The organism is Brevibacterium sp. HMSC24B04 (assembly GCF_001806835.1).
Taxonomy (GTDB): Bacteria; Actinomycetota; Actinomycetes; order Actinomycetales; family Brevibacteriaceae; genus Brevibacterium; species Brevibacterium ravenspurgense.
The window spans coordinates 195,349-222,066 of record NZ_KV786068.1; the positions used below are offsets into that span (position 1 = coordinate 195,349).

General features: G+C 62.8%; 24 protein-coding genes. 2 read left to right on the top strand and 22 right to left on the bottom strand.

The features are described from left to right. Positions 1-67: 67 nt before the first annotated feature. The 15 genes from nusB to HMPREF3092_RS00985 form a co-directional block, all read right to left on the bottom strand. On the bottom strand, positions 68-547 hold the full coding sequence (gene nusB, locus HMPREF3092_RS00915) for a transcription antitermination factor NusB (protein WP_070423517.1): 480 nt from the start codon (positions 545-547) through the stop codon (positions 68-70). Beyond that, positions 544-1,107, bottom strand: a complete 564-nt coding sequence (gene efp, locus HMPREF3092_RS00920; protein ID WP_061943046.1) for an elongation factor P — start codon at positions 1,105-1,107, stop codon at positions 544-546. Before efp ends, nusB begins: the two co-directional genes overlap by 4 nt. 52 nt (positions 1,108-1,159) lie before the next feature. Beyond that, positions 1,160-2,263 carry a 3-dehydroquinate synthase gene (aroB, locus tag HMPREF3092_RS00925; RefSeq protein WP_070423518.1) on the bottom strand — a complete coding sequence of 368 codons (1,104 nt, stop codon included), beginning with the start codon at positions 2,261-2,263 and terminating at the stop codon, positions 1,160-1,162. Continuing rightward, positions 2,260-2,892, bottom strand: a complete 633-nt coding sequence (locus HMPREF3092_RS00930) for a shikimate kinase (RefSeq protein ID WP_061943049.1) — start codon at positions 2,890-2,892, stop codon at positions 2,260-2,262. The genes aroB and HMPREF3092_RS00930 overlap by 4 nt, the downstream gene beginning before the upstream one ends. After that, positions 2,889-4,073: a chorismate synthase gene (gene aroC / locus HMPREF3092_RS00935; protein ID WP_070423519.1), complete on the bottom strand. Its 1,185-nt coding sequence runs from the start codon at positions 4,071-4,073 to the stop codon at positions 2,889-2,891. The genes HMPREF3092_RS00930 and aroC overlap by 4 nt, the downstream gene beginning before the upstream one ends. A gap of 10 nt (positions 4,074-4,083) precedes the next feature. Further along, positions 4,084-4,833 (bottom strand): A24 family peptidase, encoded by a 750-nt coding sequence (locus HMPREF3092_RS00940; RefSeq protein WP_070423520.1) that lies wholly within the window; start codon positions 4,831-4,833, stop codon positions 4,084-4,086. After that, positions 4,830-5,675, bottom strand: coding sequence for a shikimate dehydrogenase family protein (locus tag HMPREF3092_RS00945; RefSeq protein ID WP_070423521.1), 846 nt, complete (start codon positions 5,673-5,675; stop codon positions 4,830-4,832). Before HMPREF3092_RS00945 ends, HMPREF3092_RS00940 begins: the two co-directional genes overlap by 4 nt. Continuing rightward, positions 5,668-6,801: an endolytic transglycosylase MltG gene (mltG, locus tag HMPREF3092_RS00950; RefSeq protein WP_019175130.1), complete on the bottom strand. Its 1,134-nt coding sequence runs from the start codon at positions 6,799-6,801 to the stop codon at positions 5,668-5,670. Before mltG ends, HMPREF3092_RS00945 begins: the two co-directional genes overlap by 8 nt. Continuing rightward, a complete protein-coding gene (gene ruvX / locus HMPREF3092_RS00955; protein ID WP_019175131.1) occupies positions 6,798-7,274 on the bottom strand; it encodes a Holliday junction resolvase RuvX in 477 nt (158 codons plus the stop codon). Before ruvX ends, mltG begins: the two co-directional genes overlap by 4 nt. Continuing rightward, on the bottom strand, positions 7,271-9,928 hold the full coding sequence (alaS, locus tag HMPREF3092_RS00960; protein ID WP_070423522.1) for an alanine--tRNA ligase: 2,658 nt from the start codon (positions 9,926-9,928) through the stop codon (positions 7,271-7,273). The genes ruvX and alaS overlap by 4 nt, the downstream gene beginning before the upstream one ends. Before the next feature lie 123 nt (positions 9,929-10,051). Further along, the gene (gene rpsD, locus HMPREF3092_RS00965) at positions 10,052-10,675 is read right to left on the bottom strand and encodes a 30S ribosomal protein S4 (protein ID WP_019175133.1); all 624 of its coding nucleotides are present in this window, start codon (positions 10,673-10,675) and stop codon (positions 10,052-10,054) included. Between the two features lie 225 nt (positions 10,676-10,900). Beyond that, the gene (locus HMPREF3092_RS00970; protein WP_070423523.1) at positions 10,901-12,325 is read right to left on the bottom strand and encodes a replication-associated recombination protein A; all 1,425 of its coding nucleotides are present in this window, start codon (positions 12,323-12,325) and stop codon (positions 10,901-10,903) included. Next, positions 12,326-14,107 (bottom strand): aspartate--tRNA ligase, encoded by a 1,782-nt coding sequence (aspS, locus tag HMPREF3092_RS00975; protein WP_070423524.1) that lies wholly within the window; start codon positions 14,105-14,107, stop codon positions 12,326-12,328. It abuts the gene before it with no gap. 65 nt (positions 14,108-14,172) lie between these two features. After that, positions 14,173-15,516 (bottom strand): histidine--tRNA ligase, encoded by a 1,344-nt coding sequence (gene hisS / locus HMPREF3092_RS00980; protein WP_070423525.1) that lies wholly within the window; start codon positions 15,514-15,516, stop codon positions 14,173-14,175. 47 nt (positions 15,517-15,563) lie between these two features. After that, a complete protein-coding gene (locus HMPREF3092_RS00985) occupies positions 15,564-16,214 on the bottom strand; it encodes an MBL fold metallo-hydrolase (RefSeq protein ID WP_019175137.1) in 651 nt (216 codons plus the stop codon). A gap of 221 nt (positions 16,215-16,435) precedes the next feature. Here HMPREF3092_RS00985 and HMPREF3092_RS00990 point away from each other — a divergent pair, with 221 nt between their 5' ends. Continuing rightward, positions 16,436-17,782 carry a DUF349 domain-containing protein gene (locus tag HMPREF3092_RS00990; protein WP_070423526.1) on the top strand — a complete coding sequence of 449 codons (1,347 nt, stop codon included), beginning with the start codon at positions 16,436-16,438 and terminating at the stop codon, positions 17,780-17,782. A gap of 101 nt (positions 17,783-17,883) precedes the next feature. Continuing rightward, positions 17,884-18,453: a hypothetical protein gene (locus HMPREF3092_RS00995; RefSeq protein WP_019175139.1), complete on the top strand. Its 570-nt coding sequence runs from the start codon at positions 17,884-17,886 to the stop codon at positions 18,451-18,453. Positions 18,454-18,492: 39 nt separating this feature from the next. On the opposite strand, the gene HMPREF3092_RS01000 is transcribed toward HMPREF3092_RS00995, so the two are convergent. The 7 genes from HMPREF3092_RS01000 to ruvC form a co-directional block, all read right to left on the bottom strand. Beyond that, positions 18,493-20,799: a RelA/SpoT family protein gene (locus HMPREF3092_RS01000; protein ID WP_070423527.1), complete on the bottom strand. Its 2,307-nt coding sequence runs from the start codon at positions 20,797-20,799 to the stop codon at positions 18,493-18,495. A gap of 89 nt (positions 20,800-20,888) precedes the next feature. Continuing rightward, on the bottom strand, positions 20,889-21,908 hold the full coding sequence (secF, locus tag HMPREF3092_RS01005; RefSeq protein WP_019175141.1) for a protein translocase subunit SecF: 1,020 nt from the start codon (positions 21,906-21,908) through the stop codon (positions 20,889-20,891). Continuing rightward, on the bottom strand, positions 21,908-23,830 hold the full coding sequence (secD, locus tag HMPREF3092_RS01010) for a protein translocase subunit SecD (RefSeq protein ID WP_070423528.1): 1,923 nt from the start codon (positions 23,828-23,830) through the stop codon (positions 21,908-21,910). The genes secF and secD overlap by 1 nt, the downstream gene beginning before the upstream one ends. Before the next feature lie 20 nt (positions 23,831-23,850). Then, a complete protein-coding gene (gene yajC / locus HMPREF3092_RS01015) occupies positions 23,851-24,291 on the bottom strand; it encodes a preprotein translocase subunit YajC (RefSeq protein WP_019175143.1) in 441 nt (146 codons plus the stop codon). A 105-nt stretch (positions 24,292-24,396) separates the two neighbouring features. After that, the gene (gene ruvB / locus HMPREF3092_RS01020) at positions 24,397-25,467 is read right to left on the bottom strand and encodes a Holliday junction branch migration DNA helicase RuvB (protein ID WP_019175144.1); all 1,071 of its coding nucleotides are present in this window, start codon (positions 25,465-25,467) and stop codon (positions 24,397-24,399) included. Further along, entirely contained in the window at positions 25,464-26,063 is a 600-nt protein-coding gene (gene ruvA / locus HMPREF3092_RS01025) for a Holliday junction branch migration protein RuvA (protein WP_019175145.1), read from the bottom strand. Before ruvA ends, ruvB begins: the two co-directional genes overlap by 4 nt. A 52-nt stretch (positions 26,064-26,115) precedes the next feature. Beyond that, entirely contained in the window at positions 26,116-26,718 is a 603-nt protein-coding gene (gene ruvC / locus HMPREF3092_RS01030) for a crossover junction endodeoxyribonuclease RuvC (RefSeq protein WP_019175146.1), read from the bottom strand.

Here is a 26,718-nt window from a genome sequence, read left to right on the forward strand (position 1 = left end):
TCCCCCTTCCCCGCCTCACTGGACGGTCATTAAAGGAGTGATTTCCATCAGCATAGCCGAACCCGGATCAGTCCTGTTCGTCTGAGCCTTCGTCGGACTGTGCTGAGTCCGGCTGCGGTTGTGACGCAGCCTGGTCTGAAGTGCCGCGGTCCTTCTTCCCCTGCTTGCTCACACGGTCTAGGAGCGCGTTGATGAATGCCGGCGAATCGTCGGTCGAATAGGCCGCGGCGAGGCTGACGGTTTCGTCGATCGCAACCGGATCGTCGAGTTCGTCGTTGTAGAGAACTTCCCACAGGCCCATGCGCAGCAGAGCCACGTCGACCTTAGGCAGCTGGTCGACGTTCCACTCCGAGTACTCCCGCAGGGTGGAGTCGATGTCGTCGCGGTGCTCAACAACACCGCGCACGATTTCGACCGCGTACTCCTTCATGGGGTATTCGGGGTCGCCGGAGCGCAGCTGGATGAGTTCGTTTTCATCCAGCTTGCGCTCCCCGGCTTCAAAGAGAAGTTCGAGCGCCCTGCGGCGGGCGCGGCTGCGGGCGCTCAATCGCGAACGCGCCCGAGGTACTCACCGGAGCGAGTGTCCACACGCACCGGGGTGCCCTCTTCGAGGAACAGCGGAACCTGGATTTCGTATCCGGTGTCCAGGGTTGCCGGCTTGGTGCCGCCGGAAGAGCGGTCGCCCTGCAGGCCGGGTTCGGTGTGTGCAATCGTCAGTTCGACGATCGGCGGGAGCTCAACGTAGAGCGGGTTGCCTTCGTGGAAGGCAATCTGCAGAGACTGGTTTTCCAGCATGAAGTTGGCAGCGTCGCCCACGAGGTCGGGGCCGATGGACACCTGCTCGTAGTCCTTCTCGTCCATGAAGACGTAGTCGGTGCCGTCGTTGTAGAGGTACTGCATGTCGCGGCGGTCAACCGTGGCTGTCTCCACCTTGGTGCCCGCGTTGAACGTGCGGTCGACGATCTTGCCTGACAGAACGTTCTTGATCTTGGAGCGAACGAAAGCCGGGCCCTTGCCGGGTTTGACGTGCAGGAACTCCAGCACCTGCCACAGTTCGTTGTCGAGAACCAGCACCATGCCGTTCTTCAGATCATTCGTCGTTGCCACGTTTCTCCTTCATTGAATGAATGGGCGAAAACCCCGTCGATTGTATCAGTGCTCAGCTCAGCCGCGTGATGGGCGAATCTGTTCCGATTGCGGTGTACGCGCTGAACGGCAGCGATGTGTCGGTTGCCTCCAGCACGGCCGGGCGGCCGATGTCCTCAAGGACGACGAACCGCAGCAGCGAACCGCGGGCCTTTTTGTCCCGCCGCATGGTGTCGAGCAGCTGTGGCCATTTGTCACCGCGGTAGCCGGTGGGCAGACCCAGGTGCTCAAGAATGCCGCGCAGACGGTTGACGTTTTCCTCCGACAGGTTCTTGGTGAGCACCGACAGCTCCGCGGCGAACATCATGCCGACGGCAACCGCTGCCCCGTGGCGCCACTGGTAGCGCTCCAGGCGTTCGATCGCGTGGCCCAGGGTGTGACCGAAGTTGAGGAATTCGCGTTTGCCCGATTCCTGAAAGTCTTCGCTCACAATGGCCGCCTTGACTGCAATGGAGCGGCGGATGATCTCAAACAGCTCCGGCGATTCGGGGTCGGTAAGTGAATCCTTGGGCGTCTTTTCGATGATGTCGAGGATTTCCGGATCGGCAATGAAACCGCACTTGACGCTTTCGGCAAGACCCGTGAACAGTTCGTTCGGCGGCAGAGTGCCCAGCGTTTCCAGATCGCACAGAACACCCGCTGGCGCGTGGAAGGCGCCGACAAGGTTCTTGCCCTCTTCCGTATTGATGCCGGTTTTGCCTCCCACTGCAGCATCAACCATGCCGAGCACCGTCGTGGGGATGTTGATGTAGCGGATGCCGCGCAGCCACGTGGCGGCGACAAAGCCGCCCAGGTCGGTCACTGCTCCCCCGCCGACGTTGACGATGACGTCAGTGCGGGTGAGGTCGGACTGGCCGAGGATCTTCCAGCAGAATTCGGCTACACGGCTGTGCTTAGCCTCTTCAGCATCCGGAATCTCTGCCGCGAGAGCCTCGTAGCCTGCCGCCTGGAGATCGTCGCGGACGAGGTCACCGGTTGTCCGCAGTGCCCGCGGGTAGATGATGAGCACTTTCTGCGCGCGACCGCCGATGAGCTCCGGCAGTCGGTGCATGAGCTTGTGTCCGATAACAACGTCGTAGTCTCCCCCGGCGCTGACCGGCACGACTGCTTCTGTCACTGCAACTCCTGTTCCTGGCTGCTTTCACGGAATTTTTCGTATTCTTCGGCCCGCTGCAGGCCGGTGATGATCCCGATGATTCTGTTGACTGCCGTTGACGGCGGACCGTCATCGGCCTGGATGACAGCCGTTGCGGCTTCTTCGTACAGGCTTCGCCTCTCGTCGAACACTCGCTGCCAGCGGGCACCGGGGTCATCGCTGTCATCCAGAAGCGGTCGTCTGGAACCGCCGAGGCGCTGCACGGCTGTCGTGCTGTCGATCTCAATGGCGATCGTCTTGATCGCAGGATGCTTGAGCTGAGCTCGCGTACCCGGGTTGAGCACCGCACCGCCGCCGAGCGACACGACTCCCGGCCGTTCCAGCAGGCGCCGCAGTTCACGGCGCACAACGGCGCGCTCGTATTCCCTGAAGCGGTCCTCACCGCGCTCGGCGAAGATCTGCGGGATCGGCCCGTAGAGTTCGGCAATCCGGTGGTCGGTGTCGACAAAGGGAATGTCGAGCCGCTCGGCGATCAGCCGCCCAATGGTTGATTTTCCCGCCGCGGGTGGGCCGACCATGACAATGCGCGCTCCGGCCGCCGGGACGGGGTCGACGGGCGGGGCCGGTCGTGGCAGCGGCCGTTCGGTCATGTCGTCGGGAAGTTCAGTTGGGCCACGTAGGCGTCGAGGTTGCGCTTGGTTTCTTCAAGCGAGTCCCCACCGAATTTCTCGGTGACGCTTTCGGCGATGACGAGAGCCACCATCGCTTCGGCGACAACGCCCGCGGCTGGAACAGCGCAGACATCCGAACGCTGGTGGTGGGCTTTTGCGGCTTCCCTCTTCTGCACGTCGATTGTGCCCAGGGCGCGCGGCACGGTGGCGATCGGCTTCATAGCTGCACGCACAACGAGCGGTTCGCCCGTCGTCATACCGCCTTCCGTTCCGCCGGCTCGGTTGCTTGCACGCACGGCGCTGTCTCCGTCGAGGCCGATTTCGTCATGTGCCTGGGATCCGCGGCGACGCGCGGTTTCGAACCCGTCGCCGACTTCAACGCCCTTGATGGCCTGAATGCCCATGAGGGCTCCCGCAAGGCGAGAGTCAATGCGACGGTCCCAGTGCACGTGGGAACCCAGACCGACTGGCAGTCCGTAGGCAACGACCTCGACGACGCCGCCAAGAGTATCGCCGGACTTCTTGGCGTCGTCGACCTCTGCGACCATGCGAGCCGACAGTTCCTGATCAAAGCACCGCATGGGGTCCGCATCGAGTGCCTCGACATCGGCAGCCGTGGGGCGGGCCGCAACGCGGGAGCCTTCGACAGGCCCAATCGACACGGTGTGCGAGACCAGCGTGATGCCGAGTTCTGACAGGAATGACTGTGCGACGGCACCCAGGGCAACGCGCATCGCGGTTTCACGCGCAGATGCCCGTTCGAGGATCGGACGGGCCTCGTCGAAGCGGTACTTCTCCATGCCGACCAGGTCGGCGTGGCCGGGACGAGGACGAGTGAGAGCCTGAGCCCGGGCCTGGCCTTCGAGTGCGGCCGGGTCTACCGGGTCGGGGCTCATGACCTTTTCCCACTTGGGCCATTCGGTGTTGCCGACCTCAATTGCGATCGGCGATCCCAGGGTGCGTCCGTGGACAACGCCGCCGAGCACGCGAACGGCATCTGCTTCGAACTTCATTCGCGCCCCGCGCCCGTAGCCCAGGCGGCGTCTGGCCAGGGCGGCCGAAATCATCTCGGACGTCACGGGGACGTGGGAGGGCAGGCCTTCGATAATGCCCGTCAGAGCTTCGCCGTGGGATTCGCCGGCGGTCAACCATCTCAACATTCTTCAGAGTCTACAAAGCCAGCGGCGTGAGCAGAACGGCAGTCCACGTGCCGATAAGCAGATGTGGTCCGAAAGCGATGTGGGTAACCTTGGCGCGTTTAATGAACTTGGTGTTGATCCAGTACACGAGAGCGGATGCGTTGGCGACTGCCAAGACCACTATGAGGCCCCACAGGCTGACCATCCCAACGGCCAGTCCGATGAGCGCGCCGAGTTTCACATCGCCTAAGCCGATAGTGTCCCAGCGGCCCACGTAGGCCACGAGGTTGAGAACACCGAAGACCGCCACGACAATCGCTGCGCCGATCAGGCCCCGGATGCCGGCAGTCTGCGCGGCTTTGACGGTTTCGAAGTACCCCACCACCAGGCCGACGGCGGTCACGAGGAACATGGCCGCACCCAGTGGAAGCACGAGCCTGTCCGGCAGGCGGTGGATTCTGCTGTCGATCCAGAACAGCCAGCCGGTGGCTCCGGCAAGAAGCGACAGCGCGGAGACGGGAAAGAGGGTTCCCAGTTCATCGCCGAAGACAACCGGGGTGATGAAGGCGGCCAACCAAGCCAGAACGAAGGCGATAGCCGTGAACACAACCGCCAGGAAGCGCGGCGGTTTGTGTGGCCAGGTGCCTTGGCCGATCAGCAGGCGCAGTCCCGCTTCGTCGTGAATGATGTCGGCGAAGCGGAAGCGGATGACAAGACTCGTTCCGACGCTGAGAGCTGAGCTTATGAGCAGCGCCAAGCCGAGCGTCAGAGTGTCATTCACAGTGTTTGCGCCTCCTGAGTCATCGTTTCTTCCAAAGCGGTGAGTGTCTGTGCGTCGAATGGACCTGCCAGCTGTCCTTGGGCGATGCCGAACAGCTCAATCTGGCGAATGGCCTGATGGATGAGCATGCGCTGCCCGGACACCGCTGTTCCGCCGCGCTCGGCTGCGGCCCTGGCAAGCGAAAAGCCGCCGGGGGCATAGCCGGCTTCGAAAACAGTCGTCTGGCAGTTCTCCGGCAGCTCCAGGGAGTCTTCGGTCAGAACCCCCGAGGGCAGGGTCGACAGGACTGTCGAGCAGCTGGCGAGGTGGAGCTCCCCTATTGCCTGTGTGTGCGACTGCGCGCCGAGGTACTGGGCGAAATCGGCCAGGGCCTGGGCTTTATGTGCAGACCGGGCGTACACATCGACCCGTTCAGCGCCCAGGTGCACAGCGGCGAGCACCGCGGACTTCGCTGTCGCTCCGCTGCCGACAACAGCGCACGCGGACACGTCCGCGCGCACTTCACGCAGAGCCTGTTCAATGCCGTACACATCGGTGTTGTAGACCCCTGGCACCGGACCGCCTACCCACGTGTTTCCCCCGCCGGTCAGCCGGGCGGTGTCATCAACGGCCCATCCGCACTGCCCGGCCAAGTGAACCAGCTCGGTTTTGAGCGGCATGGTCAAAGAAAACCCAGCCCAGCCTGAGTGAGCGTCGAGAAAAGAGGCGAGATCCGCCTCGGCGACTTCAAACCGCCCGTACGCCCAGTCCCAGCCCAAGGTGCGGTATGCCGCAGCGTGCAGAGCCGGCGACAGTGAGTGGGCTATCGGCGAACCGAGGACGGCAAGCTGTGTGTCAGCCATTCTTTTCGCGGTGCTCCCTGAGCCACTTCTGGTATTCCTTGACGTTCTTTTCGTGCTCCGAATAGGTCTCGGCGAACTTCACTTCGCCCTTATCCGGGTCAGTTGCCACGAAGTACTCCCATTTGCCCTCGGCCGGGTTCTTTGCCGCGGCGAAGGCACCGTCGGACGGCGAGTTCACCGGTCCGGGCGGCAGGCCCTTGTGCTTGTACGTGTTGTATGGACTGTCGGATTTGCGCTGCTCGGCCGTAGTCGACAGATCCTGTCGGGCTCCGAAGATATAGGCCACGGTCGCATCAGACTGCAGGTAGCCGTGGGTTTCGGAGTCCTTGGACAGACGGTTGATGAACACTCGAGCAACCTTGGCGCGCACCTCGGGATCACCGGTCGCTTCGATCTCCACGAGGCTGGCCAGAGTCATGAAGTAGTTGGCGTCGTCATTGCTGATGGCCTGCTCGTTGAGCATATTCTTCGTGCCGTCGACCATCGACTGCACAAGCTTTTCCGGCGTCGTATCAGCGTGGATTTCATATGTCGCCGGGTGCAGATAACCCTCGAGACTCGGCGCATCGACATCGAGCCCGTAGTCCTTCGGCTTTTTGTCATCAAGGGCCGCGTTGATTTCGTCCTCGGAGAATTCGTGCTCGGCAAGCTTCTTCTTGAGCACCTTGATCGTGTTGCCCTCGGCCAAAGTCAGCTTGTTCGCCGCCTCAGCAGCTTCCAGAACATCAGCTGCCGCCTTCGAGCTCATCTCGCGGCGCATAGTGAACGTACCCGCCTGAATGACGATCTCGCGCTCCTCAATCTGCTTGAGGAACGGACCGGCTGCCTTGATGACGCCCTCATCGACCAGCTGATTGGCAACCTGACCAGCAGATGAGCCCGGAGCGATCGAGATTTTGACCTCGTCCTTGCCCTCACCCTCGTAGTCACCCCGGCTCAGCAGCGCATCGCCCAGAGAGTTCTTCGTTGTGAGCACTCCGACGACCGCACCTCCGCCCAGCAGAAGCACAGCGATGACGAGGATCGCAACCAGGCGGCGCCTGCGGAACTTCTTGCGGCGTTCCCGTGCTCTGCGTTCGGCACGGGTCATCGTGTCCGTGCCGAATTCGTCCACGAGGCTGTTCATGCGGGCTCCTCCCCGACGCCGACAGATTCCGTCAGCGGCCCATTGGAGCGCTCGTATTCGAGGGCGCTCTGCAGGATGATGACGGCTGCCTGCGCGTCCACGATTTCGCGACGCTGCTTTGAGTTCCGTCCCGCTTCGGCAAGCTGCGCGTGCGCCTGCGAAGTCGAGAACCGCTCGTCCATGAGTTTGATGGGCATGCCCACGGCACGGGACAGCTGTTCCGTGAAAGCCAGAGCTTTTTTCGCGGATGCCCGCTGCCTGCCGTCGAGCGACGTGGGTTTGCCGCTGATGATTTCGATCGGCTCGTATTCTTCGATGAGCTGTGCGAACTGCTTCAGCACGGCCTCGTCGCCTTCGCGCCGATAGAGCGTCCCGACAGGGCTGGCGAGGATGCCGTCGGGATCGCACGCGGCAACGCCCACGCGGACCGTGCCGACATCAACCGCCAGCCGTCGTCCTCGTCGAAACGTCACCCGCGCTCCTGAAGTTCACGACGGACAGCCGCGATCGCCTCATCGATCTTGGAGGCATCCTGACCGCCGCCCTGGGCGAGGTCGGGCTTTCCTCCGCCACCGCCACCGAGCACGCCGGTTGCGGTCTTGACGAGGTCACCGGCTTTGAAGCCGAGCTCCTGTGCTGCGGGGCTGACCGCCACGACAACCGTGGGGCGTCCGCCGGCAGCGCCGAATGCGGCAACGACGGAGGCAGTGTCGCCCAGGCGCTGCTTGACGTCCTGTGCAAAGGTGCGCACGTCACCGCCGCCGGCTTCGCCGAGGTTGACGCCGACAAAGCGCACATCTCCCACGGTCTGCGCATCCTGCGCAGCCTGGCCCGCACCGGCCAGCACCTTGTCGCGTTCGAGCTGCGCAATGGTCTTCTCGGCTTCCTTAATGCGGCCGAGCAGACCGCCAACGCGGTCGAAGACTTCCGGACCGGGCACCTTGAGCAGGTCAGACAGCGCCTGAACGATGGCGCGTTCCTTCGACAGCGAGCGAATCGCGTCAAGGCCGACACTGGCTTCCACACGGCGCGTGCCGGAGCCGACCGAGCTTTCGGAGTACAGCGAAATCGGGCCGATCTCAGCTGTCGACTTCACGTGCGTACCACCGCAGAGTTCGCGCGACCACAGACCGCCGATGTCGACCACACGGACGATCTCGGGGTACTTTTCGCCGAACAGGGCGGTCGCACCAGACTTCTTGGCGTCCTCGTAGGACATGTACTCGTAGCCGACTTCGAAGTTGTTGCGCACTGCCAGGTTTGCGGCTTCTTCGACTTCAGCCCGCATCTGCGCGGTCATGGCCTCCGGGTAGGAGTAGTCGAAGCGCAGGTAGCCGGGCTGGTTGAGCGAACCGGCCTGCGTTGCGGTTTCACCCAGGACTTCGCGCAGAGCGGCATGAATCATGTGGGTTGCCGAGTGAGCCTGCTGAGCCTGGTAGCGGTGTTCGGAGTCGACCTGCGCTGACAGGCTGGCGCCCGCTTCAAGTTCGCCCTCGAGGATCTCGATACGGTGGGCGGCAAGACCGGCAACCGGGTTCTGCACATCGTGGACCCGCGCCTTGAAGCCGTCGCCCACGAAGATGCCGATGTCGGACGTCTGACCACCGGATTCGGCATAGAACGGCGTGAGGTCAAGAACGGCATCGACGGTTTCGCCAGCGCGTGCCACGGGAACGGAGGCACCGTCTGCAACCAGGCCGCGCACAGTGGAGTCAGCCACGAGCGCGTCATAGCCGACGAATTCGCTGGGACCGCCTTCGCGCAGAGCGGCAAAGGCGCTCAGGTCGGTCTGCAGTCCGCCCTTCTTGGCCTTTGCATCGGCCTTAGCGCGGGTGCGCTGTTCCTTCATAAGCGCTTCGAAGCCTTCGCGGTCGACCTTCACACCGGCTTCTTCTGCCATTTCGAGGGTCAGGTCAATTGGGAAGCCGTGCGTGTCGTGCAGTGCAAAGGCGACATCACCGGACAGTGTTCCGCCGCGGCTGATCTCTGCAACAGAGTTCTCCAGCAGCTGGGTGCCGGATTCCAGTGTGCGCAGGAACGCCCGCTCTTCTGCGTAGGCAACCTGCGAGATGCGCTTGAAGTCCTTTTCAAGTTCGGGGTAGGACTCCTTCATGGCGTCGCGAGACACCGGCAGGAGTGAGGGCAGGACCTCGTCCTTCACACCCAGCAGGCGCATAGCGCGAATCGAGCGGCGCAGCAGACGGCGGAGAATGTACCCGCGCCCTTCGTTGCCGGGACGAACACCGTCGCCGATGATGACGAGCGCGGAACGCACGTGGTCGGCCACGACGCGCAGGCGCACATCGTTTTCTTCACCATCGCCGTAGGAAATGCCTGCCATGTCCGCGGCCGCCTTGATGACCGGGAAGACTTCGTCGACTTCGTACATGTTCTCGACGCCCTGCTTAAGGAAAGCAACGCGCTCAAGGCCCATGCCGGTGTCGATGTTCTTTGCGGGAAGTTCGCCCTTGATGTCGAAATCGGTCTTCGAGCGAACCTCGGAGAGCTCGAATTCCATGAACACGAGGTTCCAGATTTCGATGTAGCGGTCTTCATCGGCTTCCGGGCCGCCTTCCACACCGTAGTCGGGGCCGCGGTCGAAGTAGATTTCCGAGCAGTAGCCGCCGGGCCCGGGCTGGCCGGTGTGCCAGAAGTTGTCTTCGTTTCCGCGGGACTGAATGCGTTCACGCGGAATGTCGGTTTCTTCCAGCCACAGTTCGATCGAGGCTTCGTCTTCGCGGTGGACTGTGACCCACAGGCGTTCGGGGTCAAAGCCCAGACCGCCCTTGTCTTCGGGGGTGCTGAGCAGTTCCCACGCGAACTGGATGGCTTCGCGCTTGAAGTAGTCGCCGAAGCTGAAATTGCCGTTCATCTGGAAGAACGTGCCGTGGCGGGTGGTTTTGCCGACCTCTTCGATGTCTGCGGTGCGCACGCACTTCTGCACGCTCGTGGCGCGCGGGTAGGGGGCGGGGACGTCGCCGGAAAGGTACGGAATGAACTGCACCATGCCCGCGATGTTGAACAGGATCGACGGGTCGTTGCTGATCACCGAGGCCGAGGGAACGACGGTGTGCCCTTTCGACTCGAAGAACTCGAGCCACCGGCGCTTGATCTCAGCAGTTTTCATTCCGGGCCTTTCCGTTTGGGTGTTGGCAGCCTGCCAGGCAGGACGCGTGCTTTGTCGAGTCTAGTGCACCGACAAACAACAAGTGCCCGGGCCGACACGGCCCGGGCACTTGAATAAAGCAGGTCAGCGCGAGTAGTACTCGACGACCATCTGGACGTCACAGGTGACGGGGACTTCTTCGCGCTTGGGGCGGCGGGCCAGGGTGGCCTGCAGTGCCTCAAGGTTCACGGTCAGGTAACCGGGAACGGTCGGAAGAACGTCGCGGTGTGCACCGGCTGCGGCAACCTGGAACGGGTCCATGCCGACCGAACGTTCGCGCACGCGGATCATCTGACCCGGCTTGACGCGGTAGGACGGACGGTCGACCAGCTGGTTGTCCACCATGATGTGGCGGTGAACGACGAACTGGCGTGCCTGAGCGATGGTGCGGGCGAAGCCAGCGCGCAGGACGAGGGCGTCCAGGCGCATTTCGAGCAGCTCGACCAGGGTTTCACCGGTCAGACCGGGGGTGCGGGCTGCTTCCTTGAACAGGTTGAGCATCTGAGCTTCGCGGATGCCGTACTGAGCGCGGAGGCGCTGCTTTTCCTTCAGACGGACCGAGTAGTCGCTGTCGTTGCGGCGACGTGCGCGGCCGTGCTCACCGGGAGCGTAGGGACGGCGTTCGAAGTACTTTTCAGCCTTCGGGGTCAGCGGGATGCCGAGAGCGCGCGACAGGCGGACCTGTCGGCGTGAACGTGACGGAGCCATGTTCACCTTTCATTTTCAGAGTATTGTGCTTCGGCCGACATGCCTCGGTCGGATCAGAAGCTGTTGTTTCCCCCTGTGGGAAAGAGGTGATCATCGCGAGGTCGAATGATCACGACCGCCTATTCATATGAGGCACAACAGCGACCCAGTTTAGTTCATTGACAGCCCGGGGCACAATGCGGGCTGGCGTGTCGTCGCCCACGCTCCCCTCACGAGGTGGCGCTGTCAGTCTTCCTGTTTGCCTTCTGTCTGTGCCGGCTCGACTTTTTCAGCACTGTCCGTGCGCTGTGGTCGGCCGCTGCGCAGCGCTTCGAGGGCGGCCAGACGGTCTTCCATTGTGCGTTCGGCTCCGTTGACGGTGGGCCGGTAGTAGCGCTTGCCGCGCAGCGGTTCGGGCATGTACTCCTGGGGTGAAACGGAGTACGGATAGTCGTGCGAGTAGCGGTAGTCGACCCCGTGGCCGAGTGCTTTTGCTCCGGGATAGTGGGCATCGCGCAGCGGTTTGGGAACTTCGCCGAAGCTTCCCTTTTTGATGTCGGCCAGAGCTTCTCCGATTGCCTTGTAGGAAGCATTCGACTTCGGCGCGCAGGCCAGATATACAACTGCCTGAGCCATGGGGATCCGCCCTTCGGGCATCCCAATCCGTTCGACCGCGGTCTGCGCGGAGACTGCAACCGTCAGTGCCTGCGGGTCTGCCATGCCGATGTCCTCCGAAGCCGAGATCACGATGCGGCGGCAGATGAACCTGGGGTCCTCCCCCGCCGAGATCATGCGCGCAAGATAGTGCAGCGCAGCGTCCGGGTCGGAGCCGCGAATCGACTTGATGAACGCCGACACGACGTCGTAGTGCTGGTCCCCCGCCCTGTCGTAACGGACCCGGGCTTCGTTGGCGGCTTCGAGCACCTCGGCTTCCGTGATGACAGGAGTCCCGCCCTCGGCTCGGGCCTCGGCGATGCCGGCGGCCGCCTCGAGAACGGTCAGGGACTTCCGTGCGTCCCCCGATGCGGTCTGCACTATGTGCTCAAGAGCGTCTTCCTCGAGTTCATAGCCGCCGGCCAGACCTCGCGGTGAGTGCAAGGCGCGCTCAATGAGTGAGCGGATGTCGTCTTCGCTCAGAGGTTCGAGCTGCAGCACGAGTGAGCGCGACACGAGCGGGGCGATAACAGAAAAGGACGGGTTTTCCGTTGTTGCGGCAACCAGCACAACAAGCCGGTTCTCGACTGCCGGCAGCAGTGCGTCCTGCTGGGCTTTTGTGAACCGGTGGATCTCATCGAGGAACAGAACCGTTGTGCGTCCGTAGAGGTCACGGTCATTTCGCGCGGTCTCGATGACCTGGCGGACGTCTTTCACGGTTGCCGAAATCGCCGACAGTTCGACAAAGGAACGGTCGGGAGCGTGGGACACCACGTGCGCAATCGTGGTTTTGCCGACCCCGGGCGGGCCGAACAGAATGACCGAGCTGGGACCGGCTTTCGAACCGGCCTGCGAGGTGGCCAGCTGCTGCAGCGGTGATCCGGGATACGTGAGGTGCTTCTGTCCCGCTATTTCGTCCATTGTGCGCGGGCGCATGCGCACTGCCAGCGGGTCAAGAGCAGAAGCGGAGCCCGAACCGGCGTTCGGTTCGGGCTCCGCGGAGAACAGGTCAGCCAATCAGGCGTCCTTTGATTCCTTCGGCTTGGCGTCAACGCCGGCATCCTTGCGCTGCTGCGCGGTGATGGGCGCCGGGGCGGCCGTCAGCGGGTCGTAGCCCGCACCGGTCTTCGGGAAGGCAATGACGTCGCGAATCGAATCGGTGCCGGCCAGCAGGGCCACAATGCGGTCCCAGCCGAAGGCGATGCCGCCGTGCGGGGGTGCGCCGTAGCTGAAAGCTTCGAGCAGGAAGCCGAACTTCTCCTGGGCTTCTTCTTCGTCCAGGCCCATGACCTTGAACACGCGCTCCTGGATGTCGCGGCGGTGGATGCGGATCGAACCGCCGCCGATTTCGTTGCCGTTGCACACGATGTCGTAGGCGTTGGTCAGAGCCGATGCGGGATCCTGGTCAAAGGTGTCCAGGTGTTCCGGCTTGGGTGCCGTGAAGGCGTGGTGGACTGCGGTCCAGCGTCCGCTGCCGACAGCGACATCGCCGGCGGCTTCGGCTTCTTCAGCCGATTCGAACATGGGTGCGTCGACAATCCAGACGAAGGCCCAGTCGCCGTCCTTGATCAGGCCGGTGCGCTCCGCGATTTCTCCGCGGGCGGCACCCAGCAGGGCACGCGATGCGTTCTTTTCGCCGGCTGCGAAGAAGATAGCGTCACCATTGGATGCGCCGACAGCTTCCTGCAGGCCTGCGCGTTCGGCATCCGACAGGTTCTTCGCGACGGGACCGCCGAGTTCACCGGCTTCGCCGATGAGCACATAGGCAAGACCCTTGGCACCGTGCTGCTTGGCCCACTCCTGCCACGCATCCAGCTGGCGACGCGGCAGCGAAGCACCGCCCGGGTAGACGACAGCACCGACGTAGGGAGCCTGGAAAACGCGGAACGGCGTGTCCTTGAAGAACTCCGTCAGTTCCGTCAGTTCAAGGTCGAAGCGCAGGTCCGGCTTGTCCGAACCGTAGCGGGCCATGGCCTCGTGGTAGGTCATATGCGGAATCGAGGCGGGCAGTTCCACGTCAATGAGAGCCCACACTTCGCGCAGGATGTCTTCGGCAATTGCGATGACGTCTTCCTGTTCGACGAAGGAAGCTTCAATGTCGAGCTGGGTGAATTCCGGCTGGCGGTCAGCGCGGAAGTCTTCGTCGCGGTAGCAGCGGGCAATCTGGTAGTACTTCTCGATGCCGCCCACCTGGAGCAGCTGCTTGAACAGCTGCGGGGACTGCGGCAGTGCGTACCAGGAGCCGGGCTTGAGGCGAGCGGGCACGAGGAAGTCGCGCGCACCTTCCGGGGTGGAACGGGTAAGCGTGGGGGTTTCCACTTCGATGAAACCGTGGTCGTCGAGCACGCGGCGGGCTGCGCGGTTTGCGTTGGAGCGCAGACGCATGCGCTGTGCCTGTTCCGAACGGCGCAGGTCGAGGTAGCGGTAGCGCAGGCGGGTTTCTTCACCCACCTGGCCGGAGTCCTCAGCGTGGTCGGACACCTGGAACGGGAGGGCTTCAGCCAGGCTGAGCAGTTCGACCTGGGTGTCTACCACTTCGATGTCACCGGTGGGCAGCTGCGGGTTGGCGTTGCCTTCCGGGCGGGCTTCGACGCTTCCGGTCACCTTGATGACGGATTCGCTGCGCAGGCGGTCGGCGACGTCTTCGCGGACGACGACCTGCACAATGCCCGAGGCGTCGCGGAGGTCGATGAATGCAACCCCGCCGTGGTCACGGCGACGGTCGACCCATCCGGTGAGGGTGACGGTCTGGCCCTTGTCGGTCAGACGCAGGGATCCTGCTTCGCGGGTTCTCAGCACTGCGCGGTCTCCTTGGAGGTTGTTTCGAGGGTGTCTGTGTTCAGTTTAGCGATCTCGGCGGGGGTTCATTCGGCGTCAACGCGGAGCACGCGGGGCCAGATGTCCTCTTCCGGCGGTGCCCACAGGTCCGGGTCTGCTGAAACCTGTTCGCCGGTCCGAATGTCTTTGACTTCGCTGCCGGTTTCGGCCGATGGGAACCACACGAAGGGAATGCCCCGGCGTTCGGCAAAGCGGATCTGCTTGCCGAACTTGTCAGCCGATGGGGAAACGTCGACCGGAATGCCCCGCCGCCGCAGCGCCGTGGCGATCTGATCAGCTTCCGCGCGCTGCTCTTCTGTCGTCACTGCGACAAGCACTGCGGTCGGCACACCGCGGGTGGCTGTAAGCGCACGGTTGGCTCCGACAAGGCGTGACATGAGGCGGGAGACCCCGAGCGACATGCCCACGCCGGGGTAGACCTTCTTATCGGTTTTGGCCAGTGCGTCGTAGCGGCCGCCGGAGGCAACCGAGCCCAGGGATTCGTGGCCTTTGAGGAAGGTTTCGTACACGGTTCCGGTGTAGTAGTCGAGGCCGCGGGCGATCTTCAGCTGGGCTTTTACGGCTCCCGGGTGCAGACGGTCGGCCGAATCGAGAAGCGCGACGAGAGTGGCGATTCCCTCATCCAGCAGCGGGTGCTCAACACCGAGGGCGATGACGTCTTCGGCAAATGCCGAAGTTCCCGATTCGATTTCTGCCAGGCGCAGGCACTGCTTGGCCTGTGCCTGGTCTGCTCCAGCTGTTTCGATCAGCAGCTCTTCGACCTTTTCCGGGCCGATCTTGTCGAGCTTGTCGATGGCGCGCAGGACCGAGGTGACGTCGTCCAGCCCCAGTCCGCGGGCAAAGCCCTCGAGGAGTTTGCGGTTGTTGGCAACGATGCCCGCTTCCGGCACGCCGAGTTCGCGCAGAGCGTCGAACGCCTGCACCATGACCAGCGGGATTTCAACTTCGAAGTGGTCGGCGAGGACCTCATCGCCGATGACGTCGATGTCCGCCTGAATGAATTCGCGGAAGCGACCGTCCTGCGGGCGCTCACCGCGCCACACCGGCTGAATCGAGTAGCGCTTGAACGGGAAGTTCAGGTGACCGGCGTTCTCCAGCACGTAGCGTGCGGTCGGCACGGTCAGGTCGAAGTGCAGGCCCAGCGGGTTGCGCTCTTTGCCCTCCGAGTGAAGCCTCCCGAGGGTGAAGATCTCTTTGTCGATCTCACCGTCTTTGGCGAGGATCGAAAGCGGTTCGACAGCGCGCACGTTGACCGCAGCGAAGCCGTTGAGTTCAAAGGTGTGCTTGAGCAGATCGAGGACGCGCTCCTCGATGATCCGGTCCTGCGGAAGCCATTCGGGGAAACCCGACAGCTTTGCGGCTTTGGACATGACAGTGCTCCTTGAAAAATCCGTAGTTCGGAAACGATAGGTCGGACTCAGCCGACAAGGAAGGGGTTGGTTGCGACTTCGTGGGAAAGTTCTGTGCCGGGGCCGTGGCCCGGGTACACGGGTGCTGGTGTGAATGTGCGCAGAGCGGCCAGGGACTCCTGCATGGTGGCGTGGTCTCCCCCAGGTAGGTCCGTCCGGCCGATTGATCCGGCAAACAGGACATCACCGCTGAAGTACACCCTGTCGGAACCGTCTGTGACGGAGAAGACCGTAGAGCCCTCCGTATGACCAGGAAGATGATGAGCAGAGATCTGCAGGCCGGCAAGATCCCACTCATGGCCGTCGGCAAAGGATTCGGGTGTCGGTGGTGCCCACCCCTGCAGAACATCGGCGAGCATGGGCTGGAACTGCGCCGACATGGTCGCGGCAGGGTCATCGAGCCGGTAGACATCGGCTTCGTGCAACCACACGGGAACGTCCCAGTGCCGCATGTAGTCGGGCAGTCCCAGGACGTGATCGACGTGACCGTGGGTCAGAAGAACAGCGACGGGAGTCAGGCCGTGTTGCTGCAGTCCAGCGGCAAGAGCATCCGTGTTGCCGTATCCGGCGTCGACGAGCACGCAGTCGCTGCCGTTGTCCGCGGCAACGGCGTAGCAGTTGACGCCCAGAAAAGGGGCTTCTGAATTGAGGATGCGCATAGGCGACAGTCTAATGACAACTGACGACAGGCCGCACAGCGGGCCCGACACCAGTGCGGTAGCTCATGTGAAAGCGCCTGCCGGGGCGATCGGGCAGAGCAAATCCTTGTCCGAGCAGCCGAACAGTCCACAACAACCGCACAGAAAAGCCGAAGAATCGCTATGCTGGCAGTGTTTCGCGCCCGCGGGCGCCGTATTGCAGACAAAACCGAAGGCAGACGATGACCGACTCACCCGCTCCCAAGCCGCGCCCCGTCCCCAAGCCGGCTCCTCGCCCAGCCGCCGCAGCAGCACCCGCTCAGCCCAGCTCAGAGGCGCTTATCGCGGCCATGAACTGCGGACGCGCAGACGACGAAGGCAATGTGTACCTGACCACCTCGAAAGGCGAGGTTGTCGTCGGCCAGTACCCCTCGGCCTCGAAAGAGCAGGCGCTTGAGTTCTACGCTCGGCGCTTCCTCGAACACGCATCGGCTGTTGACCTACTGGAAGAGCGCCTGGCAGCCGGCACGAAAGCCGACGACATCATCCGCTCGGTCGAAAAAGCACGGAACGACCTTGACGAAGCCCGTGTGGTCGGCGATGTCGAAGGCCTGAAGGAGCGCCTCGACAAGCTCGAGAAGCGTGCGAAAGATGCTGCGAAAGAACAGGCTGCAGACCACGAAAAGGCGCGCGAAGAAGGCGTGCAGAAGCGCATGACGGTCATTGAGCGCGCAGAAGAGCTCATCGCCCAGGCTCCCGGCAGCATCCACTGGAAGAACACCTCGGCGAAGATGAACGAACTCTTCGACGAATGGAAGGACATCCAGAAGAGCTTCCCGCGCATTCCCCGCGCCCAGGACACCGAACTGTGGGACCGCTTCAAAAAAGCCCGCGGTTCCTTTGAGAAGATGCGCCGCGAATTCTTCGCCGAACTCGACAAGCGCAGTGCCGAAGGCAAGAAGATCAAAGAGAAGATCGTCGAAGAAGCCGAACAGCTTGCCGATTCGACCGCGTGGCGCGAAACCAGCAGCCGTTTCCGCGACCTCATGAGCCAGTGGAAGGCTTCACCGCGAGCCCAGCGCAAGGACGACGACAAACTGTGGGAGCGCTTCCGCTCCGCACAGGACAAGTTCTTCGGAGCCCGCAGCGCCGACCAGGCCGAACGCGACGAAGAGTACCGCGGCAACCTCGAAGTGAAAGAGGAGCTGCTGGCCCAGGCCAAGGCACTACTGCCGATTGAGGACCACAAGAAGGCCAAACAACAGCTGCGCACCATCCATGACAAGTGGGAAGAAGCCGGCCCGGTCCCCCGCGCTGACATCAGCCGCATGGAAAACGGACTGCGCGAAGTCGAACGCGCAATTGAGGACGCCGAACAGGCCGAATGGAAGCGCACCGACCCCGACAAGCAGGACCGCGCTTCCGGCATGCTCGCACAGCTGGAACAGCAGACAGCCCAGCTGAAGGAAAAAGCGGACAAGGCCGAAGCTGACGGCGATTCAGCCACGGCGGCCAAGCTGCGTGACGAGCTCGCCACCAAGCAACAGTGGCTTGAACAGCTGCGCCGCACAGCCGCTGATTTCAGCTGACATCCGCTGACAGCACGTTAAGCCGACGCAGGCCCCCGAAAGTTATCCACAGCTTTCGGGGGCCTCTTGTTTCACCGGGGTCCACCGCGGAAAGTGGATGCATGGACACGATCATTCGCACCGGACAGCCGCTGAGCGCACTCCAGCTGTATGCGCTCAGACGCGACGGCCTGCTGGTACAGCTGACGGAAACCGCATGGATACGCGCGGGTGCGGTGCTGACGCCCAAGCTGCGCGCCGCCGCTCTCGGCGCCCCGCCGATTCACGGGACGGCCTTTTCCCACGCGGCTGCGCACTGGGTGTGGTGGGGCAGCGCACAGGCTCCCGCACTGCTGGACGTTACAACTTTGGTCAGACGCCGTGTGCGTCGCGTACCTGAAGGCACCGCTGTGTGGGAACGGAGCTTAGGCGGCGACGAGTACCGGGAGTTCGGCGACTGCCGTGTGACGGAACCGCTCAAAACCCTTTTCGACCTTGTTGTCGATTGCATTCTGCCGATCGAGGACCTCACGCAGCGCAAACGGGCCGCTCGTTCGGTGCTCGCTCCCACGGCCCCACAGCAGCGCAGGGCGTTGGCAGCACTGGCGGAGGATTCCTTTCGCCGTCCCGGGGTTGTCGAGATCCGCAGGCTTCTGCGTTCAATTGACCCCGCCTCGCACGCGGGCCTGTGACCCGAACAGACCTCTGGCGGAAGGCGGTTTACCCGGCGGCTAGCCGGTGATGCGGTAGACGTCGAAAACGCCGTCGACCTTGCGCACGGCTTTGAGAACCGTTTCGAGGTGGCCCGAGTCCCCCATTTCGAAGACGAAGCGCGACTGCGCAACGCGTGCCTTCGACGTGGCGATCGTGGCGGACAGAATGTTGACGTGGTTGTCGGTGAGGACCTTGGTGATGTCGGACAGCAGACCCGCCCGGTCAAGCGCTTCGACCTGGATCTGCACCAGGTAGACGCCGCGAGCATCGCCCACCCACTCAACGTCGATGATGCGTTCGGGCGAGGCTTTCAGCTGAGCAACGTTACGGCAGTCAGTCCTGTGCACCGATACTCCGTCACCGCGGGTCACCCAGCCGATGATGTCGTCACCGGGAACGGGAGTACAGCAGCGGGCCAGCTTGATGAGGATGTCGTCAACACCCTTGACCCGCACACCCGAGGTGGAGGAATGGTGTCCGCGGGAACGACCGGAGGCGTTCGAGGGCGGGACGGGTGAGGTCTCTTCGACGTCTTCGGTGTCGTTTTCTACTTCCCGCGCCAGCAGATCAACCACGTGAGCAGCAGAGATCGTGCCGTTGCCGATAGCCGCGTAGAGAGCGGAAACATCGTCAAAGTGCTGCCCCGTGGTGACGGCTTCGAGCGCTTCGCTGCTCATGAGCCTTTCGGCCGACAGGTGGTGTCGGCGCATGGCCCGGGCCAGCTGTTCGCGGCCGGTTTCAATTGCCTCTTCCCGCCGTTCCTTGGAGAACCACTGGCGGATTTTGTTGCGTGCACGCGCCGAAGCGACAAAGGTCAGCCAGTCGCGGCTGGGGCCTGCGTTTTCGTCCTTCGAGGTGAGGATCTCAACAACGTCGCCGTTCTTCAGCGCGGTGTCCAGCGGCAGAAGTCGTCCGTTGACGCGGGCGCCGATTGTCTTGTGCCCCACCTCGGTGTGAACGGTGTAGGCGAAGTCAACCGGCGTCGCACCGGACGGCAGCGAATTGATGTCGCCCTTCGGTGTGAAGGCGTAGACGTCCTGCGCATTGACCTGGTAGCGCAGGCTGTCGAGGAATTCATCAGGGTCCTGGACGTCCTTCTGCCAGTCCATCAGCTGACGCAGCCACGCCACCTGGTCGACTTCACCGCCGTCGCCGACTTTCGCAGTCCGGGCCCCGGCTGCCCCAAGAGTAGCTGCAGTGCCGCCCCGGTTCTTGTACTTCCAGTGGGCTGCGACACCGAACTCTGCCCTGCGGTGCATTTCGCGGGTGCGAATCTGAATTTCAACAGGCTTGCCGTACGGGCCGATCACAGTCGTGTGCAGACTTTGGTACATGTTGAACTTCGGCATCGCAATGTAGTCCTTGAAGCGACCGGCAACCGGACTCCAGTGCGAGTGGACAAGGCCAAGAACCGCATAGCATTCGCGGACGGTTTCAACCAGCACGCGCACGCCCACGAGGTCGTAGATGTCTTCGAAATCGTGGCCGCGGACGACCATCTTCTGGTAGATCGAGTAGTAGTGCTTGGGCCTGCCGGTGATGTCCGCATCAATGTGCGCTTCAGCAAGTTCCGCACCGAGTTCCTTCGCGACGATGCCCAGGTATTTGTCGCGTTCGGGAGTGCGTTCGGCCACCAGGCGCACAACCTCGGAATACACCTTGGGGTAGAGCACCTGGAAAGACAGGTCCTCAAGCTCCCACTTGATGGTATTCATACCGAGGCGGTGAGCCAAGGGTGCGTAGATGTCGAGGGTTTCGCGTGCCTTGCGCGATGAGGATTCAGGGGAAACGTGCTTCCACGTGCGCGCGTTGTGCAGTCGGTCGGCAAGTTTGATGACGAGCACCCGAATATCGCGCGACATGGCGATGACCATTTTGCGCACTGTTTCGGCCTGGGTAGCCTGCCCGTACTCGATCTTGTCGAGCTTTGTAACGCCGTCGACCATGACGGCGATTTCGACGCCGAATTCTTCGCGCACATAGTCAAGCGAATAGTCGGTGTCTTCCACAACGTCGTGCAGCAGCGCTGCAGCGAGCGTAATGGGCGGCATACCGATCTCGGCGAGAATCGTCGCAACTGCGACCGGGTGCGTGATGTAGGGATCGCCGCTTCGGCGCATCTGCCCCTTGTGGGCTTTGTCAGCCAAACGGTACGCCCGGAGGATCACATCCGTGTCGAGCTTCGGATGGTTTTCTTTGACGATCTGCAGCAGCGGGGCCAGGACTTTCGGCGTCTGCGGGCTGTTCTGCGCGCGCGCCGTCCAAAAAGCAAAGCGACGGCTGAGTCCGCGTCGACCGGAACCTGAGCGTGGCTGTTGAGTCATCTTCCCCTCTGAAACGCCGAAGGTGCTTCCCCATTGTACGCGTGGGGAAGCACCTTCGGGATCAGAACACGGACCGTACCGTCATGGGGTCACGATGCGACCGGCTCCTTTTCGGCCGTAGGCTTCGCGGTCTCGCGGACCAGGCGCTCCTGCTCGCGCACCTTTTCCTCTGTGCCGCGCAGAACTGCGTACAGAGGCGAAGCGACGAACAGCGTGGAGACCGTGGCGACGATCGTTCCGACGAACAGCGACAGCGCGATGTCGGTGAGAGTTCCCGCGCCCAGCAGGAACACGCCGATGAACAGAATCGCACCGATCGGCAGGGCGCCGATGGCTGTCGTGTTGATCGAACGGACGGTCGTCTGGTTGACACCAAGCTCCACGAGCGACGAGAACGTCTGTTTGCGGTTGTCTTCAAAGCCCTTTGTGGTTTCGCGTATCTTGTCGAACACCACCACGGTGTCGTACAGCGAGAACGAAAGAACCGTGAGGAAGCCGATGATCGCCTCGGGAGTGATCTCAAAGCCGGTTGCCGCATAGATGCCCGTGGTGAGCACCATGACGAAGAACAGACCGACGATCGCCGCCAGCGACATCTTGAACGTGCGGAAGTACAGCGCCATGATGATCAGCGCCAGACCCACGTAGATGACCAGTGCGAGGGTCATCTTCTTGGTGATGTTCTGTCCCCACAGCGGGCCCACGAAGTTCGATGTCACGTTCTCCGCGCTGACTTCGAAGGACTCAATGAGCGAATCGCGCACTTTCTGCATTTCATCGTCATTGAGCTGACGCGTCTCGATTTTGAGCGAGTCGTTCGAGGTCGGCACGGTGCGCGGTTCAGCACCGGGCACGGCGTCGGTCACGGCCTTGTTCGCCTGCGCTTCGGCGGACGAGTCAACGTGGTCGACCTGGAATTCCGAACCGCCGGTGAAGGCGATCCCGAGGTTGAACGGCTCCGCACCCGCCATGCCACGGACAACGGGCACCATGAGCGACAGGACGGTGAGCAGCGCGGCAAGTCCCAGCCACAGCTTGCGCTTGCGCACAAACGGGATCGAAACTTCGCCCGAGTGCAGCTTGTTGCCGAAATCAAAGAACTTCTTCATCAGTCTTCTCCTGCTTCTTCGGCGGCGGCAGCTGCTTTGCGTGCGGCAAGCGATGACGAGGTGTCGCGCTCCCTGCGCTTGCGCGCACTTTCGCGCCTCTCAGCTTCCTCAGCGGAGCGTCCGGTGCTCTTCTGCTTCGCCTTTTCGAGGTCAAGCCCCATGGCACCGCGGTAGGCGGCGGGCTTGACACCCAACTGGCGGGGGTCCATACCGGACATCGGGTGGCCTTCGCCGAAGAACTTCGTGCGGGCCAGCAGCTGCAGCATCGGGTGGGTGAAGAACACGACGATGATGACGTCAACGATCACCGTCAGGCCCAGGGTGAAGGCGAAGCCTCGCACCGAGCCGACAGCGAGGATGTACAGGATGACAGCCGCCAGCATGTTGACTGCCTTTGAGGCGTAGATCGTCTGACGTGCGCGCACCCAGCCGACTTCCACCGCGGACGTCAGACGACGGCCGTCGCGGATTTCGTCTCGGATGCGCTCGAAGTACACGATGAACGAGTCGGCCGTCATGCCGATGCCGATGATGATGCCGGCCAGACCTGCAAGCGAAAGACGGTATCCGTAGCGCCAGGACGCGAACAGCAGCAGGAGGTAGGTGAGAATACCCGCCGCCACGAGGCTGGCGATCGTCACGGTTGAGAGCGCTCGGTACTGCAGCACGGAGTACAGAACCACGAGCAGCAGACCGATAGCACCGGCGATGAGGCCCTTCTGCAGGTAGTCAGCACCGAGGGTGGGCGAAATCTGCTCTTCGGACTGCACCTGGAAGGAGATCGGCAGAGCACCGTTCTTCAGCTGGTTTGACAGGGTCTGCGCTTCTTCTTCGGAGAAGCTGCCGGTGATCTGCGCACGGCCGTCGGTCACGGCTGACTGCGAGGCCGGGGCGGACAGCACGAGTCCGTCAAGTTCGATTGCGAACTGGTTGTACGGCTCCTGCTGACCGGTGATGGTCTGCGTGATTTCGCCGAACACCTTGCGGCCGACCTCATCGAATTCCATCGTCACGGCCAAACGGTTCGTCTGCTGGCCAGAAGCCGAGGTCTCAAAGCCGTAGGAGGCGTCCTTGACGTGCTCACCGGAAAGCTCAACCGGGCCGAGCACGAATTTAGCCGAACCGTCCTGCGCACATTCGACGACGACTTTATCTGCCGGCGTCTGCTTGCCGCCGGTGCGGTTGGCGGGGTCGGTGCAGTCGAGTTCGGTGAATTCCTTCATGACCTTCTGCGACTGCCAGCTGGTGTCGGTCATCGGGTCGAAGCGGGGGTGTTTGCCGTCGTCCTCTTGGCCCTCTGCAGGTGCTGCGGGAGCATCTTCGTCAGCCGGCTGGTCCGCGTCTTCGCCGTCGGCGGGAGCGGCTGCGGTTCCGCCGCCCTGGGGAGCGTCGCCGTCTTCCTGTTCGCCCTCCTGGTCACCGATGAGGTCTTCGATCCGCTTCTTGTCTTCGTCAGACAGGCCCTCGGACTTCTTCTTGTTTGCGTCCTCTTGTTCCTTCTGCTGTTCTTCCTGTGCAGCAGCGGATTCGGGTGGGCCGACGAAGGCTACGCGGCGGAAGGACAGCTGTGCCGAGGAGCGGACCAGGTTGCGGGTCTTCTCGTCGGGGTTGCCGGGCAGGTTAACAACGATGTTGCGGTCACCCTGCGTGGAGATCTCAGCTTCCGACACACCCGTGGAGTCGACGCGCTGACGGATGATCTCGACGGCCTGTTCCAGCTGTTCCTTGGTGATCTGCTGATCTTCGATCTGGGGTTCCAGGATGATCGAGGTGCCGCCCTCGAGGTCTAGGGCGAGCTTCGGGGCCCAGGTCGCCGAGGAGAACGCAACTCCCAGGGCTACAAGACCAGCAAGCAGTGCGGAGAAGATTCCCAGCACTGCGAAGCTGCGTCCCGGGCGAGCTTTTTTATCTGAAGCGGACACGGTCTGCTTTCTGGTTGGTGTTACTTAGCGTCGTCAGAGTCGTCGACGTCGCCCTTGGCGCGCTTGGCTTCGTTGTGAGCGTCGAGTTCGGCGTCGGTGATGCTGGGTTCGGAGTTCTTCAGCGGGGTTTCGTCAGCATCGTCACGCTGGATGGGACCCTGGTTGGTGCTGGGCTCAGCCGGTGCTGCCGGTGCGTTGGCTTCATCGACTTCGATCTGGCCGATGGCCTGACGGTGGACGATGAGCTGGGTTCCGGGACCGGATTCGATCGTCACCTGGTTGGTGTCTTCGTCAACCGATACGACGGTGCCGAAGATGCCCGCACCGGTCATAACACGCGCTCCGGGCACGAGGCCGCGCGAGATCTGCTCCTGGCGGGCTTTCTGCTTGCGGCGGGAGCTGACCATCATGAAGATGAGCAGCGCACCGAGGGCGAGCATGATGAGAAGATTGGGGTTCACCGGAAACCTCTTTCGCATGTGGGGTCAGAACAAACCTTGTACATTCTACCGTTGTCGTCAATCACTGCGAAAACCGTCGGCGAGTGTGCAAGGAAGCAGACCCGGTCAGAACATTTGGGAAAGAGCGCCCTCGGGTGGTGTCAGGCCGATGTGCTCCCAGCCTTCCGCCGTTGCGATCCTGCCGCGGGGTGTGCGCGAGAGCAGCCCTTCGCGCACGAGGAAGGGTTCGGCAACCTCTTCGACCGTTTCGGATTCTTCGCCAACGGAAACAGCGAGCGTCTGCAGGCCCACCGGTCCCCCGCCGAACCGACGGCACAGGGTGTCGAGCACCGCGCGGTCCAGCCGATCGAGTCCCCGACTGTCGACCTCGTAGACTTCCAATGCCGACTGGGCTGCGTGGAGGTCGATGATCCCGGTGCCGCGCACCTGCGCCCAGTCGCGTACACGGCGGAGCAGGCGGTTGGCAATCCGCGGTGTGCCGCGGGACCGGCCTGCGATCTCAGCCAGACCGTCTGAATCAGCTTCTATGCCGAGCATCCGCGCTGATCTGCGCAGCACGATCAGCAGGTCCTCTGGCGAATAGAAGTCGAGATGCCCCGTGAAGCCGAACCTGTCGCGCAGGGGTGCTGGAAGCAGACCGCTGCGCGTGGTTGCACCCACCATGGTGAAGGGCGGCAGGTCAAGCGGAATCGCTGTAGCGCCGGGGCCTTTGCCCACGATGACGTCGACTCGGAAGTCTTCCATGGCCACGTAGAGCATTTCCTCCGCGGCGCGGGCCATGCGGTGCACTTCGTCGATGAAGAGGACTTCGCCTTCTTCCAGAGAAGACAGAATCGCCGCGAGATCGCCCGCGTGCTGGACGGCCGGGCCCGAGGTGATGCGGATCTGCGAGTTCATTTCGTGGGCGATGATCATCGCAAGAGTCGTTTTGCCAAGCCCCGGAGGTCCGGACAAGAGCACGTGATCGGGTGCTTTGCCGCGGGCACGCGCGGCATCGAGCACGAGTGAGAGCTGTTCGCGAACCTGCGGCTGCCCCGTGAAGTCATCCAGACCCTTGGGGCGCAGAGCGGCTTCGGCAGCGCGTTCATCCGAACCCGCACCTGCGCTCATCAGCCGTTCAAGTTCGGCAGGCGTGGGTTCGTCGCCGCCGAAGTCGATTTCGTACCCGTCGCTCATCGTTTCTTCCCGAGTGTGCGCAGGCTGGCCTTGAGCAGACTGCTGACGTCGCTGTTGGCATCATCTTCAGCCGCAGTCTCCACGACCGGCTGCACATTCGCTTCTTTCCAGCCCAAGCCGATGAGTGCCTGCACGACTTCGGCGATGATTGCCTGTTTGCCGCCCGTCTGGGGAGCAGATTCTGCACCCGTGGGCGCGGCGGTAATCTTTCCGGACAGTTCCAGCACTAGGCGGCCCGCAACCTTGGGTCCGACACCGGGAACTCGAGTGAGCGCCTTGGTGTCTCCGTTTTCTACAGCGGCGGCAAGTTCGCCCGGGGTGAGCACTGCCAGGACCGCCATCGCGAGCTTGGGTCCAACGCCCGAAGCTGACTGCAGGGTAACAAAGGTGTCCCGTTCATCGCGGGAAGAAAAGCCGAACAGGGTGAGCGCGTCTTCGCGCACCACGAGCTCCGTGTGGATCCCGACGTCCTGCCCGTGCCGAACACTGCTCAGCAGCGACGGACTGACAAAGACTTTGCGTCCGATGCCGTGGGTGAGAATGACAACGGAGTCAGCGTGGATCGACTCAACGCTCCCCTGAATAAAGCTGATCAAAGAAAACCCTCAGATTTTTAGAACAGACGTACGAAAACAGTATGCCACTTCGTCAGCGTGATTTTGCGGTCCGAATCGCCGCGGCCCACTGTTCCTGCGCCTTCGTCATGCCGGAACCCTGCAGACCTTGAGCGCGGCGGGCCAAAACGTCTTTCGTCGAACCGGGAGTCGACTGGGCCCCCACTGCACCGCGCCACAGGTGACAGATGGCAACTGCCAGGGCGTCTGCCGCGTCGGCGGGTTTGGGAGGCTCATCGAGTCGGAGAATGCGGGTGACCATGTTCGTCACCTGCTTCTTATCAGCCCGCCCGTTGCCGGACACGGCCTTCTTGATTTCCGATGGCGTGTGCATTGCCACGGGGATTCCGCGCCGTGCCGCAAGGCCCATCGTCAGCCCTGAAGCCTGCGCGGTCCCCATGATCGTCGACACGTCCGAACGGGCGAAGGGCCGTTCGATTGCGACAACGTCCGGCCGGCAGTCGTCAAGAAAACGGTCGAAGGCATCCGCAATGAGGCCCAGACGAACGTCCGAGGCCCCGTAGGCGTCGGTGCGGATGACGTCGACGGCCACAAGCGACGGCCGGGATGCGCGACCGGAGTCGATCACCCCGATACCGCAGCGGGTCAGCCCCGGGTCGACGCCGAGAACACGCAT

Excerpts from the sequence above, each read along its gene's own strand:
- HMPREF3092_RS00930 (WP_061943049.1), bottom strand. The coding sequence starts at position 2,892 with ATGACCGAACGGCCGCTGCCACGACCGGCCCCGCCCGTCGACCCCGTC.
- aroC (WP_070423519.1), bottom strand. The coding sequence starts at position 4,073 with ATGTTGAGATGGTTGACCGCCGGCGAATCCCACGGCGAAGCTCTGACG.
- HMPREF3092_RS00945 (WP_070423521.1), bottom strand. The coding sequence starts at position 5,675 with ATGGCTGACACACAGCTTGCCGTCCTCGGTTCGCCGATAGCCCACTCA.
- mltG (WP_019175130.1), bottom strand. The coding sequence starts at position 6,801 with ATGAACAGCCTCGTGGACGAATTCGGCACGGACACGATGACCCGTGCC.
- alaS (WP_070423522.1), bottom strand. The coding sequence starts at position 9,928 with ATGAAAACTGCTGAGATCAAGCGCCGGTGGCTCGAGTTCTTCGAGTCG.
- rpsD (WP_019175133.1), bottom strand. The coding sequence starts at position 10,675 with ATGGCTCCGTCACGTTCACGCCGACAGGTCCGCCTGTCGCGCGCTCTC.
- hisS (WP_070423525.1), bottom strand. The coding sequence starts at position 15,516 with ATGTCCAAAGCCGCAAAGCTGTCGGGTTTCCCCGAATGGCTTCCGCAG.
- HMPREF3092_RS00985 (WP_019175137.1), bottom strand. The coding sequence starts at position 16,214 with ATGCGCATCCTCAATTCAGAAGCCCCTTTTCTGGGCGTCAACTGCTAC.
- HMPREF3092_RS00990 (WP_070423526.1), top strand. The coding sequence starts at position 16,436 with ATGACCGACTCACCCGCTCCCAAGCCGCGCCCCGTCCCCAAGCCGGCT.
- HMPREF3092_RS00995 (WP_019175139.1), top strand. The coding sequence starts at position 17,884 with ATGGACACGATCATTCGCACCGGACAGCCGCTGAGCGCACTCCAGCTG.
- HMPREF3092_RS01000 (WP_070423527.1), bottom strand. The coding sequence starts at position 20,799 with ATGACTCAACAGCCACGCTCAGGTTCCGGTCGACGCGGACTCAGCCGT.
- secF (WP_019175141.1), bottom strand. The coding sequence starts at position 21,908 with ATGAAGAAGTTCTTTGATTTCGGCAACAAGCTGCACTCGGGCGAAGTT.
- ruvB (WP_019175144.1), bottom strand. The coding sequence starts at position 25,467 with ATGAGCGACGGGTACGAAATCGACTTCGGCGGCGACGAACCCACGCCT.
- ruvC (WP_019175146.1), bottom strand. The coding sequence starts at position 26,718 with ATGCGTGTTCTCGGCGTCGACCCGGGGCTGACCCGCTGCGGTATCGGG.